A 14,855-nucleotide genomic window follows, 5' to 3' on the forward strand; every position below is an offset into this window, starting at 1 on the left:
ATGTGGGTGAGTCATACCCAAGCGTTTTTTTGCTTACTTTTTTAGGCGTTTGTAAAAAAAGTGAGTCGCCGTAAGGGCGAAACCATAAGCCGCCGTTACCGCAGAAACGGATATACACCCCGGCGAAACTGACAGCGCTGACAGCCAGCCGTCACCCTCCTGACCTGCAGACAGGTTTATAAAGACAACAACCCTGCCCAAACTCCGTCCGGCGCCCACCCCGCATGCGAATCCAAAAAAACAAAGCCCTGCTCGCCATCCTGTTGATCGTCCTTGCAGGCGCAGGTCTGTGGTACGCCCTGAAACCCGCCCCGACCAAACTGGCCACCCCGACCGCCATCCCGGTCCGCGTCGTCACGGTCAGCGAAAAAGACGTCCCCCGCTACACCAGCGGCATCGGCTCGGTCCTCTCATTACACAGCGTCGTAGTGCGCCCACAAGTCGACGGTATCCTCACCAAAATCCTCGTCAAGGAAGGCCAACTGGTCAAAGCAGGCGACCTGCTCGCCACCATCGACGACCGCTCGATCCGCGCCAGCCTTGACCAGGCCCGCGCGCAACTGGGCGAAAGCCAGGCACAACTGCAAGTCGCCCTGGTCAACCTCAAGCGCTACAAACTGCTCAGCGTCGACGACGGCGTCTCCAAGCAGACCTACGACCAGCAACAGGCCCTGGTCAACCAACTCAAGGCCACCGCCCAAGGCAACCAGGCCTCGATTGACGCGGCGCAGGTACAACTTTCCTACACGCAGATCCGCTCACCAGTCACCGGCCGCGTCGGTATTCGTACAGTCGACGAAGGCAACTTCCTGCGCATGACCGACACCGCCGGCCTGTTCACCGTGACCCAGATCGACCCGATTGCCGTGGAGTTCTCGCTGCCGCAGCAAATGCTGCCGACCCTGCAGGGCCTGATCAACGACCCGCAGCACGCTCAGGTCAAGGCCTACATCGGCGCCGACACCGATGGCGAAACCGGCAACCTGCTCGGCGAAGGTCACCTGACCCTGATCGACAACCAGATCAACGCCAACACCGGCACCATCCGCGCCAAGGCCGAGTTCGACAACGCCAGCCAGAAACTCTGGCCGGGCCTGTTGGTGACGGTAAAAATTCAGACGGCGCTGGACAAGGATGCGCTGGTGGTGCCGCCCACCGTCGTCCAGCGCGGTCTCGATCAGCACTTTGTCTATCGCGTGAACGGCGACAAGGTCGAAGCCGTGCAGGTGCAGATGGTTTATCAAGGCAGCGGCCAGGACATCATCAAAGGCGTGAAGGCTGGTGATCAATTGGTCAGCGACGGCCAGTCACGGCTCAAACCCGGCTCTACCGTGCAGGTCATGAGCGAGCCGCCGCAGGTGGTGCAAGCGGAGCCCAAGCCATGAAGCAGCACACAGGCGTCTCCACCTGGTGCATCGATCACCCGGTCGCGACGATTCTGCTGACCATCGCGCTGGTGCTGGTCGGGGTGATTGCCTTCCCGCGCCTGCCGATTGCCCCACTGCCGGAAGCGGAATTTCCGACAATTCAGGTCTCGGCGCAGTTGCCTGGCGCCAGCCCCGACACCATGGCCTCGTCCGTGGCCACGCCGCTGGAGGTGCAATTCAGCGCCATCCCCGGCATGACACAGATGACTTCCAGCAGCGCGCTCGGCTCCAGTCTGCTGACCCTGCAATTCACCTTAGACAAGAGCATCGACACCGCCGCCCAGGAAGTCCAGGCCGCAATCAACACCGCCGCCGGCAAACTGCCCAAGGACATGCCGACGCTGCCGACGTGGAAGAAGGTCAACCCGGCCGACAGCCCGGTACTGATCCTCAGCGTCAGCTCGACGCAAATGCCCGGCACTGAACTCAGCGACCTGGTGGAAACCCTGCTGGCGCGTCAGATCAGTCAGATCGACGGTGTAGGCCAGATCAACATCACCGGTCAGCAACGTCCGGCGATCCGTGTGCAGGCCTCGGCGGACAAATTGGCGGCGATCGGCCTGACCCTCGCCGACATTCGTCTGGCGATCCAGCAAACCAGCCTCAACCTCGCCAAAGGTGCGTTGTACGGCGAATCGAGCATCTCCACGCTGTCGACCAACGACCAGTTGTTCCACCCCGAGGACTACAGCCAACTCATCGTTTCCTACAAGGACGGCGCCCCGGTTCACCTGCGCGATGTCGCCAAAGTCGTCAACGGCTCGGAAGATGCCTACGTGCAGGCCTGGGCCGGTGATCAACCCGGGGTGAACCTGGTGATCTCGCGCCAGCCCGGCGCCAACATCGTCGAAACCGTCGACCGCATTCAAGCCGCCCTGCCCGGCCTCGAAGCCATGCTCCCGGCCTCGGTGCAGGTGAAAACCCTGATCGACCGCACCCAGACCATCCGCGCCTCGCTGCATGAAGTCGAGATCACTCTGCTGATCGCGATTCTGCTGGTGGTGGCAGTGATGGCGCTGTTCCTGCGCCAGTTGTCGGCGACCATGATCGTCTCGGCGGTACTCGGCGTGTCGCTGACCGCCAGTTTCGCCCTGATGTATCTGCTGGGCTTCAGCCTGAACAACCTGACGCTGGTGGCGATTGTCGTGGCCGTCGGGTTTGTCGTGGACGATGCGATTGTCGTGGTGGAGAACATCCACCGGCATCTGGAGGCCGGCGACAGCATGCGCGAGGCGGCGGTCAAAGGTGCCGGCGAAATCGGCTTCACCGTGGTCTCGATCAGTTTCTCGCTGGTGGCGGCGTTCATTCCGCTGCTGTTCATGGGCGGTGTGGTCGGGCGGTTGTTCAAGGAATTCGCCCTGACCGCAACCTCGACCATTCTGATTTCGGTGGTGGTGTCGCTGACCCTCGCGCCGACGCTGGCCGCGCTGTTCATGCGCAAACCGGTGCACCACGCCCACGACAAACCGGGCTTCAGCGAACGCTTGCTGGCCTGGTACGAAAAGGGTCTGCGCCGTGCCCTCGCCCACCAGAAACTGATGATCGGCGTGTTCGGCCTGTCCCTGGCGCTGGCGATTGCCGGTTACATTTTTATCCCCAAGGGATTTTTCCCGGTGCAGGACACCGGTTTCGTCCTCGGCACCACCGAAGCTGCTGCGGATATCTCCTACGGCGACATGGTGAAAAAACACCTGGCGATGGCCGAAATCGTCGCCGCCGATCCGGCCGTGCAGGCGTTCTCGCACTCGGTCGGTGTGTCCGGCAGCAACCAGACCATCGCCAACGGCCGCTTCTGGATTGCTTTGAAAAAACGCGGTGACCGCGATGTCTCGGCCAGCCAGTTCATCGACCGCATTCGTCCGCAACTGATGAAGGTTCCGGGCATCGTCCTGTACTTGCGCGCCGGCCAGGACATCAACCTCAGTTCCGGCCCGAGCCGCGCGCAGTACCAATACGTGCTCAAGAGCAATGACGGCGCAACCCTCGCCACCTGGACCCAGCGTCTGACCGAAAAGCTGCGCAGCAACCCGGCGTTCCGCGACATTTCCAACGACCTGCAACTGGGCGGCAGCATCACCCACATCAGCATCGACCGCAGCGCCGCCGCGCGTTTCGGCCTGACCGCCAGCGATGTCGACGAAGCGCTGTACGACGCCTTCGGGCAGCGCCAGATCAACGAGTTCCAGACCCAGGTCAACCAGTACAACGTGATTCTGGAACTGGACACCAAGCAACGCGGCAAGGCCGAAAGCCTCAATTATTTCTACCTGCGCTCGCCGTTGAGCGGCGAGATGGTGCCGCTGTCGGCGCTGGCCAAATTCGATGCACCGACCATCGGCCCGCTGTCGATTGCCCATGACGGTATGTTCCCCGCCGCCAACCTGTCGTTCAACCTCGCGCCCGGCGTGGCCTTGGGCGACGCGGTGATTCTGCTCAATCAGGCCAAGGCCGAAATCGGCATGCCGACCGCGATCAGCGGCAATTTCCAGGGCGCGGCGCAGGCGTTCCAGAGTTCGCTGGCCAGTCAGCCGTGGCTGATTCTCGCAGCGCTGGTGGCGGTGTACATCATTCTCGGCGTGCTTTATGAGAGCTTCGTGCATCCGCTGACCATCATCTCGACCCTGCCGGCGGCCGGTCTCGGTGCGGTGATCATGCTGTGGATCTGCGGCCAGGACTTTTCGATCATGGCGTTGATCGGCTTGGTGTTGCTGATCGGTATCGTCAAGAAGAACGGCATCCTGATGATCGACTTTGCCCTCGAGGCGCAGCGCAATCGCGGCTTGCCGCCGCAGGATGCGATTTACGAGGCGTGCCTGACGCGATTCCGGCCGATCATCATGACCACCCTCGCCGCCCTGCTGGGTGCCCTGCCGCTGATGCTCGGTTATGGCACCGGCGCCGAACTGCGCCAGCCGCTGGGAATCGCGGTGGTGGGCGGTTTGCTGGTCAGCCAGATGCTGACGCTGTTTACCACGCCGGTCATATACTTGTGGCTTGAGCGGCTGTTCCACAGGCCCAAACCTGTGCCCACGACGGCATTGGCGACTACAGACTGAGGCGGTCATGCGCGTTCTGATTATCGAAGACGAGGAAAAAACCGCGGACTATCTGCACCGCGGTCTGACGGAACAGGGTTACACCGTGGACCTGGCCCGCGATGGCGTCGAAGGCCTGCACCTGGCGCTGGAAAGCGACTACGCGGTGATCGTCCTCGACGTGATGTTGCCGGGCCTGGACGGCTTTGGCGTACTGCGTGCGTTACGCGCGCGCAAGCAGACTCCGGTGATCATGCTCACCGCCCGTGAGCGCGTCGAAGACCGCATCAAGGGCCTGCGTGACGGCGCCGATGATTACCTCGGCAAGCCGTTTTCCTTCCTCGAGCTGGTGGCGCGCCTGCAGGCGCTGACCCGCCGCAGCGGCGGGCATGAACCGGTGCAAGTGAGCATCGCCGACCTGTGGATCGACCTGATCAGCCGCAAGGCGACCCGTGCCGGCACCCGCCTGGACCTGACCGCGAAAGAATTCTCGCTGCTCAGCGTGCTGGCGCGCCGGCAAGGCGAAATCCTCTCGAAAACCGCGATTGCCGAGATGGTCTGGGACATCAATTTCGACAGCGATGCGAACGTCGTCGAAGTCGCGATCAAACGGCTGCGGGCCAAGCTCGACGGGCCGTTCGACGAGAAACTGCTGCATACCATTCGTGGCATGGGTTATGTGCTGGAGAGCCGTGGTGTCCAGTAATTCGATTGCCCTGCGTTTAAGCGGGATGTTCACCCTGGTGGCGCTGCTGGTGTTTCTGTTGATCGGCGGCGCGCTGTATCAACAGGTCGACAAGGGCCTGGGCCTGCTCCCGGAAGCCGAGCTGGATGCGCGTTACAGTGTGCTCGAATCGGCGCTCAATCGTTACGGCACACCCGAGCATTGGGTGAAGATCAACGCCAAGCTCAAGCTGCTCGGCGAAGAGGACAAGCGCATCCGTTTCTGGGTGGTCAGCGGTGCTCCCGGTTACGAGTACGGCGCGCCGGACGCGCAAATCCGCGCCTTCGCCCAAGGCCCGACCGGCATGCATGATCTGCAGTTGCCTGAACATCCTTATCCGCTGAAAGTGCTGCTCACCGAGTTGCCGGCCAAGGATCAGCGCCCGCCGCTGCGGTTCATGATCGGCATCGACACCGAAACGTTCCACGAGACCCAACACAAACTGTTGATCGCTCTCGTCAGCCTCGCGATTGTCGGTGTACTGATGGCCTCGGCGCTGGGGTACTGGGTCGCGCGAATCGGCCTCAAGCCGTTGATCAAACTGTCGGACGAAGCCCAGCGCCTCGCGCCCCCCCTGCGGGCCGGACGTTTGCGGATGTCGCCATTGCCGCCGGAGCTAGAGCAGTTTGTCGATTCGTTCAACTCCACGCTGGAGCGGGTCGAACAGGCCTACTCGCGGCTGGAATCGTTCAACGCCGACGTCGCCCATGAACTGCGCTCGCCGCTGACCAACCTGATTGGCCAGACCCAGGTCGCATTGACGCGCGGACGCTCCGCCGAACATTACTTCGAAGTGCTGCAGTCGAATCTTGAAGAGCTGGAGCGCCTGCGTTCGATCATCAATGACATGTTGTTCCTCGCCAGCGCCGACCAGGGCAGCAAGGCGACCAAACTGACGTCTACGTCGCTGGCCGATGAAGTCGCGACTACGCTCGAGTATCTGGATTTCATCCTTGAAGACGCGCAGGTGCAGGTACACGTCAGTGGCGATGCGCAGGTGCGAATCGAGATCGCACATCTGCGCCGGGCATTGATCAATCTGCTGAGCAACGCCGTGCAGCACACCGAACCCGGCAAGGTGATCGAAGTGCGGATCGAGGTTGAGGAACATCAGGTCAGCATCGGCGTGGCCAACCCGGGATCGCCGATTGCCAGCGAGCACTTGCCGCGACTGTTCGAGCGTTTCTACCGGGTCGATGCCTCGCGCAGCAACAGCGGCAACAACCATGGATTGGGGCTGGCGATCGTCAAGGCGATTGCGCTGATGCATGGTGGGGATGTGTTCGTGCGCAGTGATCGGGGGATGAATACCTTCGGGATTTACCTCCCCGTTTAACTGAAAAGCAAAATCCCTGTGGCGAGGGAGCTTGCTCCCGCTCGGCTGCGCAGCAGTCGTAAATCCTGCACACACAGTTTGTCTGAATGAATGTGATTGACGGGTTTGGGGCCGCTTCGCAGCCCAGCGGGAGCAAGCTCCCTCGCCACAAGGAATGGCGTTCACCCGCGGTTGATCTTTGCTTTTGCTGTAACAGTCATTTATGAAAATCACGCTGTTTCCCAACGCTCGGCAACCTTATCTTTGCCCGCACCAAACAGCACTTGCCAAGCAAGAAGGTTTTCAAGATGTCCAACAGTATGGGTATTGCCAGCGCTTTCGTTTTGTCCTCATTGATCCTGTCGCCGATGGCGATGGCTGAAGAATCGCAAGCGTTCGTCGCGCAGAATGCCGCTCGCGCTCACGCCTTCGAACAATCTCAGGCAGAAGTGATGGCCAAATCGCAAGACGCCTCGCAAGCCCCACAGGCCGCCACTTCCCAGGCTCAAGCGGCCGAGAAAGACAGCTGAGTCGCGCACCGCGAAACATTTCCCTCGACGCGGTTGTTTGGCTCTTCCCGTTCAACCGTCGTCCTTCCAGGCCGCTGCCTTTCAGCGGCCTTTTTTCGTTGTGGTCTGAAAGCCGTTTGGTTCGTCTGTAACAACAAGAAACATCCCGCACCTCAAGACATTGAAGTGTCAGTTGACCCAAGGAGCTCCATCGCAAGTGCGTTACCCAGTCAGCGTCACCCCGTTGTTCATTGCAATTGCCGCAACGATTGCCCCCGCCGCCCATGCCGACGAAGCCGCCAGGGAAGGTTTCGTCGACGGCTCGAGCCTCAACCTCAACGCTCGCAACTACTACATGAATCGCAACCGCCTGCAGCAGACGGACGATAACATCGAGTGGGGCCAGGGTTTTCTCGGGATCTTCCAGTCGGGTTACACCGAAGGCACGGTCGGCTTCGGCATCGACGCCCACGCCATGCTCGGGCTGAAGCTCGACGGCGGTGGCGGTACCGATGGTTCGAGCATCCTGCCGATCAGCGATGGCAACGGCAAAGCGCCAGGCTCGTTCTCGACCGCGGGCGGCACGTTGAAAATGCGCGCGTTCGATACCGAGCTGAAGGCCGGTGACCTGTTCCTCACCAACCCGGTGATTGCCGGCGGTGAATCGCGCATGTTGCCGCAGACCTTTCGTGGCGTGAGCCTGACCAACCACAGCTTCGACGGCTGGATGTTCGAAGGTGGCCAGGCCAGTTTCACCAAGCCATACAACCAGAGCGGTCGCCAGCGCATCGGCACTTCGTACGGCAAACTCGCCGAGGGCGACGAAAGCCGCCACCTGAACTGGGCCGGCGTGTCCTGGAGCGGCGTCGAAGGCCTGACCAGCAATCTGTATGCCGCTGAACTGAAGGACATCTGGAACCAGTACTACTACGACCTGGATTACACCTGGCAGTTGAACGATCTGGTCAGCCTCAACCCGGGCCTGCACTTCTATCACACGCAGGACACCGGCGACGCGCTGCTGGGTAACATCGACAACAACACCTACAGCCTGCATTTCACCGTCGGCATCGGCAACCACAGCGTCACCGCTGCGTACCAGCGCGTGAACGGCAACACACCGTTCGACTACATCAGCCAGGGTGATAGCGTTTACCTCGACAACTCGCAGCAGTACTCGGACTTCAATGGCCCCAACGAGCGCTCGTGGAAGCTCAAGTACGCCTACGACTTCGCCGGTCTCGGCCTGCCGGGCCTGACTTCGGCAGTTTCCTATTCGCGTGGCACCGTGGACCTGACCAAGGTCGATCCGGACAGCAAAGGCTATGCCTCGTGGTACAGCGCTGACGGTCGCAACGCCAAGCACTGGGAACGCGACCTCGATCTGAAATACGTGGTGCAGAGCGGCCAGGCGAAAGATCTCGCGGTGCGCCTGCAATGGGCGACCAACCGTGGCGGCAACGGCTACGGTGCGATCGATACCGACACCGATGAATACCGCGTGATTGTCGACTACCCAATCAACGTCTTCTAACATCACCTCAAGTCAGTCGCGACTGGCGCAGAACCTGTGGCGAGGGAGCTTGCTCCCGCTGGACTGCGTAGCAGGCCCCTCCTCGAAAGCAAGGGGGTCGCTGCGCAACCCGGCGGGAGCAAGCTCCCTCGCCACAGACGGTTCCGTGTTTGTGCAACTACTCTTATAAGTCTCAGCCCAATCGAAAGCCCCATCATGATCGCGAGCCGTACCCCACCTCTGGCGGGCAAGCCCGGACGCCCCGAATTGCTGCTGATCTGCGGCAGTTCGCTGACCGTGATCGCGATTCTGTGCATCGTCACTTTTCTGCTGATTCGTGAGCACGCCAACGCTCAGGAAGCGGCCACCCGCAGTGCCACCACCATCGCCCAGTTGATCGACGCCGACGTCCTGCGCACGGTCGAGTTGTACGACCTGACCCTGCAAGGCCTGATCGCCGCCGCCCAGCGCGATGACTTGCGCGACGTCACCCCGCAGATTCGCCATCTGGCGCTGTTCGACCGCTCGACCACCGCGCGCTTCAAGGGCGACATTCTCCTGCTGGACAAGCATGGCGATGTGATTGCCGACTCATCGCGGATCGAACCCAAACCGGGCAACTTTGCCGATCGTGATTACTTTCTCGCCCACGCCTTCAACCGCGATACCGGCATGTTCATCAGCCGCCCATTCAAGACTCGCTGCGATTGCGACGACGCCAATCAGTGGCGCATCAGCTTCAGTCGGCGGATCTCCTCGGACACCGGCGAATTCGCCGGAGTGGCGGTGGCGTCGATGAAACTCGACTACTTCGATCAGTTGTTCAACAGCCTCGACATCGGCAAAGACAGCACGCTGAACATCATCAACAGCGACGGCGTGCTGCTGGCGCAGAAGCCGCATCTGCAAAGCGACTCCATCGGCAAGAGCTTCGGCAACCGACCCAACGTGGTACGGATTCTCGGCGACAAGGATGGCAGCGGCAGTTTCACCAGCACTTCGAGCATGGACCATCAGCAACGGCTTTACACCTATTCGCGGGTCGGCAACTTGCCGCTGACGGTGATGGTCGCGCTCTCCAGTGATGAGGTGTTCGGCACTTGGCGGCGCACGGCACTGTTGATCAGTGGCGCCACCGGCGTGCTGTGTGCCGGGCTGCTGTGGCTGACCTGGCTGCTCGCCCGCGAGCTGCGTTTGCGCCAGCGCGCCGAACGCGAGCTGGCGCAACTGGCTGCCACCGATGCGCTGACTGGCGTGGCCAACCGGCGGATGCTCGATCAGTCGCTGCGCCACGAATGGTTCCGCGCCCAGCGTTCGGGCAAGCCGCTGTCGGTGATGATGATCGATGCCGACCACTTCAAGGCGTTCAACGACCGTCACGGGCATCAGGCCGGCGACCAGGCGCTACGCGAACTGGCCAAGGTGATCACGGCGAACGTGCGCCGCCCCGGCGATCTGGTCGCCCGTTACGGCGGCGAAGAGTTCTCGGTGATTCTCGCCGAAACCGACAGCAGCGGTGCCCGGCAAATTGCTGAACACATTCGTCAGGCGGTGGAGCAGATGCCGAGGGTCGAGGGCGCGGACGTGGCAATGACCGTCAGTATCGGTATCAGCACTTGGACATCGGCTGTCGAGATGTCGCTGGAGCAATTGTTGTTTGCGGCGGACAAGGCGCTGTATCAGGCCAAAGAAGGTGGGCGCAATCGCGTGGTGGTGGCTGGCTGATTTTTGCGGCGATTGAACTGGCCTCTTCGCGAGCAAGCTCGCTCCCACAAAGGAACGCATTCCAAATGTGGGAGCGAGCTTGCTCGCGAAGAGGCCAGCCCAGGCAACACAAAAACCGCAGGCATAAAAAAAGGCCATCCGAGGATGGCCTTCAAAAAACTAGAGAGGTTTTTTACTTACACTGCCGCAACCGGGCGCATGTAAGAGATCGGTGCAGTGCTGGCGTCTTCGAACGTCACAACTTCCCAAGCATCTGTCTGCTCAATCAACTTGCGCAGCAGTTGGTTGTTCAGTGCATGACCGGACTTGAAGCCTTTGAACTCACCAATCAGGCTGTTACCCAACAGGTACAGGTCGCCAATCGCATCGAGGATCTTGTGCTTCACGAATTCGTCTTCGTAGCGAAGACCGTCTTCGTTCAGTACACCATCGGAATCCACCACGATCGCGTTTTCAACGCTGCCGCCGAGTGCGAGGTTGTGCTTGCGCAGGTACTCGATGTCACTCATGAAACCGAAAGTACGGGCGCGGCTGACTTCTTTTACGAACGAAGTGCTGGAAAAATCCACGCTTGCACTTTGGGTGCGGTCCCGGAAAACCGGGTGATCGAAATCGATCTCGAAGCTCACCTTGAACCCTTCGAAAGGGACGAAAGTGGCGCGCTTGTCGCCGTCTTCCACTGTCACTTCACGCAGGATGCGGATGAATTTCTTGGCGGCGTCCTGCTCTTCCAGGCCAGCCGATTGAATCAGGAATACGAACGGTCCAGCGCTGCCATCCATGATCGGGACTTCGGACGCGGAGAGCTCGACGTAGGCGTTATCGATGCCCAGGCCAGCCATGGCCGAGAGCAAGTGCTCTACCGTGTCCACTTTGACGTCGCCATTGATCAGCGTCGTCGACATAGTGGTTTCACCGACGTTTTCCGCGCGGGCAGGAATCTGCACCACAGGGTCGAGGTCAGCGCGACAAAACACAATGCCAGTGTCGACAGGCGCAGGCTTGAGGGTCAGGTAGACCTTCTCCCCGGAATGCAGGCCTACACCTGTGGCACGGATAATATTTTTCAGTGTGCGTTGTTTAATCATGGCTTGGGCCGCTTCAGCGCAAATTGCGAACTGGTATCAACAAAGGCTGGCGATAATAGCAGACCGAGCCTTTGCTGAACACCAATCACCGTCATAGCCCTGATACATTCCATCAATCGGCCTGACGACGCAGGAATGCCGGGATGTCCAGGTAATCCAGATCGTCCTGCGGGTTCATCTTCGCGGCAGTCGCAGCACCGGCCTGAGCCTGGTTGCGCATGACGGTCGGACGGTCCAGGTCACGGTAGTTCACCGCCGGAGCTTCCTGACGCGCAGGAGCCGGTTGTTGAACCTGAGCGGAAGCCATGGAGGTGTGAACGGTGTTGTCGATGACCTTCACAGGCTTCTCGATTTTCGCGCCCAGACCGGTGGCAACCACAGTAACGTGCAGTTCGTCGCGCATGTCCGGATCGATCACGGTACCGACCTTGACCATCGCGTGTTCGGAAGCGAAGGCTTCGATGATGCTACCCACGTCGGAGTACTCACCCAGGGACAGGTCAGGACCGGCGGTGATGTTCACCAGAATGCCGCGTGCGCCTTGCAGGTTCACGTCTTCCAGCAGCGGGTTGCGGATGGCCGCTTCGGTCGCTTCACGTGCACGGTTCGGACCGCTGGCGCAGCCAGTGCCCATCATCGCCATGCCCATTTCGCTCATCACGGTACGCACGTCGGCGAAGTCGACGTTGATCATGCCCGGACGCTTGATGATGTCGGAAATACCGCGCACGGCACCGGCCAGTACGTCGTCAGCCTTGGCGAACGCCGACAGCAAGCTGGCGTCTTTGCCGAGAATGGTCAGCAGCTTCTCGTTCGGAATGGTGATCAGCGAATCGACGCTTTCGGAGAGCATGCGGATGCCTTCGTCGGCGATCTGCATACGCTTGCGGCCTTCGAACGGGAACGGACGGGTCACGACCGCAACCGTCAGGATGCCCATTTCCTTGGCCACTTCGGCGATGATCGGCGCAGCACCGGTACCGGTACCGCCGCCCATGCCAGTGGTGATGAACACCATGTTGGTGCCGGCCAGCACTTCAGCGATGCGCTCGCGATCTTCCAGCGCAGCCTGACGGCCGACTTCCGGGTTGGCGCCGGCGCCCAGGCCTTTGGTCACACCGGTGCCCAGTTGCAGGATGGTGCGCGCGCCGATGTTTTTCAGCGCTTGAGCATCCGTGTTGGCGCAGATGAATTCAACGCCTTCGATGTTGCTCTTGACCATGTGGTTGACAGCGTTGCCGCCGCCACCGCCAACACCGATAACTTTGATTACCGGGCTTGCGGGGATGTTGTCTACGAGTTCGAACATTTTCCCTCTCCTTACATTCTCTAGTTTTTTCGCCTACTGCATTTTTGTAGCGGTGTTGCGGTAAAGCTTTAGAAGTTGCCTTGAACCCACTTCTTCAATCGGTCCAGCAACGGCGCCTGTGGCTCATCGTTGCTGTAGCTGTCGCGGCTGCCGATGCCCGAGAACGAGATCCCGTCGGACTGCTTCTGCAGGCCGTACATCAGCAAGCCAACGCCAGTGGAATAAATCGGGTTGCGCACCACGTCATCCAGACCTTTCACGCCGTGCGGCACGCCCAGGCGCACCGGCATGTGGAAGATTTCCTCGGCCAGCTCGGTGGCACCTTCCATCTTCGAGGTACCGCCGGTCAGGACGATGCCCGCCGGGATCAGGTCTTCGTAGCCGCTGCGACGCAGTTCGGCCTGGATCAGGGTGAACAGTTCGTCGTAACGCGGCTCGACCACTTCGGCCAGGGCCTGACGCGACAGTTCGCGCGGTGGACGGTCGCCAACGCTTGGCACCTTGATGGTTTCACCGGCACCGGCCAGTTTGGCCAGGGCACAGGCGTAGCGGATCTTGATCTCTTCGGCGTACTGGGTCGGGGTGCGCAACGCCATGGCGATGTCGTTGGTCACCTGATCACCGGCAATCGGGATCACCGCGGTGTGGCGGATCGCGCCTTCGGTGAAGATCGCGATGTCGGTGGTGCCGCCGCCGATGTCGACCAGGCACACGCCCAGCTCTTTTTCGTCGTCGGTCAGTACCGAGTAGGCCGAGGCCAGTTGCTCGAGAATGATGTCGTCGATTTCCAGACCGCAGCGACGCACGCACTTTTCAATGTTCTGTGCGGCGTTGACGGCGCAGGTGACCACGTGAACCTTGGCTTCCAGACGCACGCCGGACATGCCCAGAGGCTCGCGGACGCCTTCCTGGTTATCGATCACGTAATCCTGCGGCAGGGTGTGCAGCACGCGCTGGTCAGCCGGGATCGCCACGGCCTGGGCAGCGTCAAGTACACGCTCCAGGTCAGCCGAGCTCACTTCGCGGTCACGAATCGCCACGATGCCGTGGGAGTTCAGGCTGCGGATGTGATTGCCGGCCACGCCGACGAACGCCGAGTGAATGCGGCAGCCCGCCATCAGTTGGGCTTCTTCGATCGCGCGCTGGATCGATTGCACGGTCGACTCGATGTTCACCACCACGCCCTTCTTCAGGCCGCGGGACGGGTGAGTACCGATACCGACGATTTCCAGCGTGCCGTCGTCCGCGACCTCGCCTACCAGCGCCACCACCTTGGAGGTGCCGATATCCAGACCGACGATCATTTTGCCGCTTTGCACGTTTGCCATGGGTCCTGCCTCTTCTTAATTCTTTGCGACAGCGGGTTGGGCTGTCGTCGGCGCTACTGGTTCCCGCCAGCCAACAGCGAGGCCGTTGGCGTAGCGCAGATCGATGCGCGCAATGTTCGTAATCTGGTCTTTAAGCGTCTTGTCATAGATGGCAATGAAGCGGCGCATCTTTTCCACCAGGTTGCCGCGTCCCAGCAGCAGCTCGATGCCGGGGCCGGAGCTACCGGCACCGGTGGTCAGGAACCAGCTGCCACGTTCACGCAGTTCCAGACGCGCGATCGAGAAACCCAGCGGCCGGAGCATCTGGCTCAGCACCTGATACTGCTGCATCACTTGCTGCTGGGCCCGTTGTGGGCCGAACAGCTGTGGCAGGTGTTCGTAGTTCGCCAGTTCCTTGGGCGTGAACGCCTGGCCCTGGTTGTTGAGCAGCGACTCGTCGCCCCAACGGGCCACGGGCAGCTGCTCTTCGAGGCGGATCACCACCTGGTCCGGCCACACCCGGCGTACTTCGGCGTGGGCGATCCACGGCATTTGCTCAAGCTCGGTACGCATGCCGGCCAGATCAATGGTGAAGAAGCTCGACGCCACGTACGGGGCGATTCGCTGCTGCACCGCTTGCTGGCTGATGTAGCTCAGGTCGCCCTGCACGGCGATCTTGGTGATCGGCCGATCGGCATACGGCAGCAAACGCTGCGCGCCTTCGTAGGTACCGAACCCCAACGCCACCAGCAGCACTGGCCAGAACAGGCTTTTCAGAAAGCCGAAATTGGCTTTCGGCAGGCGCGCAGACATCGGCTCTTTGGCCACCATTCGGCTGGCACCGCGCGGCACCGGCTTGCGGCCGGGTGCGGGTGGCTGATGTCTGAGCTGAGCGCCTTGCAT

At 61.0% G+C, this 14,855-nt stretch carries 11 protein-coding genes; 7 read left to right on the forward strand and 4 right to left on the reverse strand.

What is annotated here, in order from left to right:
- Nucleotides 1-224 precede the first annotated feature (224 nt).
- The 7 genes from OC71_RS21310 to OC71_RS21340 all read left to right on the forward strand — a co-directional run bounded on the left by OC71_RS21310 (nt 225) and on the right by OC71_RS21340 (nt 10,248).
- Nucleotides 225-1,385: an efflux RND transporter periplasmic adaptor subunit gene (locus OC71_RS21310; protein WP_041073130.1), complete on the forward strand. Its 1,161-nt coding sequence runs from the start codon at nt 225-227 to the stop codon at nt 1,383-1,385.
- Nucleotides 1,382-4,483: a multidrug efflux RND transporter permease subunit gene (locus OC71_RS21315; RefSeq protein ID WP_041073133.1), complete on the forward strand. Its 3,102-nt coding sequence runs from the start codon at nt 1,382-1,384 to the stop codon at nt 4,481-4,483. Before OC71_RS21310 ends, OC71_RS21315 begins: the two co-directional genes overlap by 4 nt.
- A gap of 7 nt (nt 4,484-4,490) precedes the next feature.
- Nucleotides 4,491-5,168 (forward strand): heavy metal response regulator transcription factor, encoded by a 678-nt coding sequence (locus tag OC71_RS21320; RefSeq protein ID WP_007916978.1) that lies wholly within the window; start codon nt 4,491-4,493, stop codon nt 5,166-5,168.
- On the forward strand, nt 5,158-6,522 hold the full coding sequence (locus tag OC71_RS21325) for a heavy metal sensor histidine kinase (RefSeq protein ID WP_041073137.1): 1,365 nt from the start codon (nt 5,158-5,160) through the stop codon (nt 6,520-6,522). The genes OC71_RS21320 and OC71_RS21325 overlap by 11 nt, the downstream gene beginning before the upstream one ends.
- Nucleotides 6,523-6,809: 287 nt before the next feature.
- Nucleotides 6,810-7,031: a hypothetical protein gene (locus OC71_RS21330; RefSeq protein ID WP_027612176.1), complete on the forward strand. Its 222-nt coding sequence runs from the start codon at nt 6,810-6,812 to the stop codon at nt 7,029-7,031.
- A 196-nt stretch (nt 7,032-7,227) separates the two neighbouring features.
- Nucleotides 7,228-8,544: an OprD family porin gene (locus OC71_RS21335; protein ID WP_041073139.1), complete on the forward strand. Its 1,317-nt coding sequence runs from the start codon at nt 7,228-7,230 to the stop codon at nt 8,542-8,544.
- A gap of 195 nt (nt 8,545-8,739) precedes the next feature.
- Entirely contained in the window at nt 8,740-10,248 is a 1,509-nt protein-coding gene (locus tag OC71_RS21340) for a sensor domain-containing diguanylate cyclase (RefSeq protein ID WP_041073141.1), read from the forward strand.
- 176 nt (nt 10,249-10,424) lie between these two features.
- On the opposite strand, the gene lpxC is transcribed toward OC71_RS21340, so the two are convergent.
- From lpxC to OC71_RS21360, 4 genes are all read right to left on the reverse strand, one after another.
- On the reverse strand, nt 10,425-11,336 hold the full coding sequence (gene lpxC, locus OC71_RS21345; protein ID WP_007961638.1) for a UDP-3-O-acyl-N-acetylglucosamine deacetylase: 912 nt from the start codon (nt 11,334-11,336) through the stop codon (nt 10,425-10,427).
- A 112-nt stretch (nt 11,337-11,448) separates the two neighbouring features.
- A complete protein-coding gene (ftsZ, locus tag OC71_RS21350; protein WP_003228013.1) occupies nt 11,449-12,645 on the reverse strand; it encodes a cell division protein FtsZ in 1,197 nt (398 codons plus the stop codon).
- A gap of 68 nt (nt 12,646-12,713) precedes the next feature.
- A complete protein-coding gene (gene ftsA / locus OC71_RS21355; protein ID WP_003228014.1) occupies nt 12,714-13,973 on the reverse strand; it encodes a cell division protein FtsA in 1,260 nt (419 codons plus the stop codon).
- A gap of 15 nt (nt 13,974-13,988) precedes the next feature.
- The gene (locus tag OC71_RS21360) at nt 13,989-14,855 is read right to left on the reverse strand and encodes a cell division protein FtsQ/DivIB (protein WP_041073143.1); all 867 of its coding nucleotides are present in this window, start codon (nt 14,853-14,855) and stop codon (nt 13,989-13,991) included.

The sequence above is a fragment of the Pseudomonas sp. W15Feb9B genome (assembly GCF_000828175.1).
GTDB lineage: Bacteria > Pseudomonadota > Gammaproteobacteria > Pseudomonadales > Pseudomonadaceae > Aquipseudomonas > Aquipseudomonas parakoreensis.

Coding starts and splice junctions, on each gene's coding strand:
- OC71_RS21315 (WP_041073133.1), top strand. CDS start 1,382: ATGAAGCAGCACACAGGCGTCTCCACCTGGTGCATCGATCACCCGGTC.
- ftsZ (WP_003228013.1), bottom strand. CDS start 12,645: ATGTTCGAACTCGTAGACAACATCCCCGCAAGCCCGGTAATCAAAGTT.
- ftsA (WP_003228014.1), bottom strand. CDS start 13,973: ATGGCAAACGTGCAAAGCGGCAAAATGATCGTCGGTCTGGATATCGGC.
- lpxC (WP_007961638.1), bottom strand. CDS start 11,336: ATGATTAAACAACGCACACTGAAAAATATTATCCGTGCCACAGGTGTA.
- OC71_RS21320 (WP_007916978.1), top strand. CDS start 4,491: ATGCGCGTTCTGATTATCGAAGACGAGGAAAAAACCGCGGACTATCTG.
- OC71_RS21360 (WP_041073143.1), bottom strand. CDS start 14,855: ATGCAAGGCGCTCAGCTCAGACATCAGCCACCCGCACCCGGCCGCAAG.
- OC71_RS21330 (WP_027612176.1), top strand. CDS start 6,810: ATGTCCAACAGTATGGGTATTGCCAGCGCTTTCGTTTTGTCCTCATTG.
- OC71_RS21340 (WP_041073141.1), top strand. CDS start 8,740: ATGATCGCGAGCCGTACCCCACCTCTGGCGGGCAAGCCCGGACGCCCC.
- OC71_RS21310 (WP_041073130.1), top strand. CDS start 225: ATGCGAATCCAAAAAAACAAAGCCCTGCTCGCCATCCTGTTGATCGTC.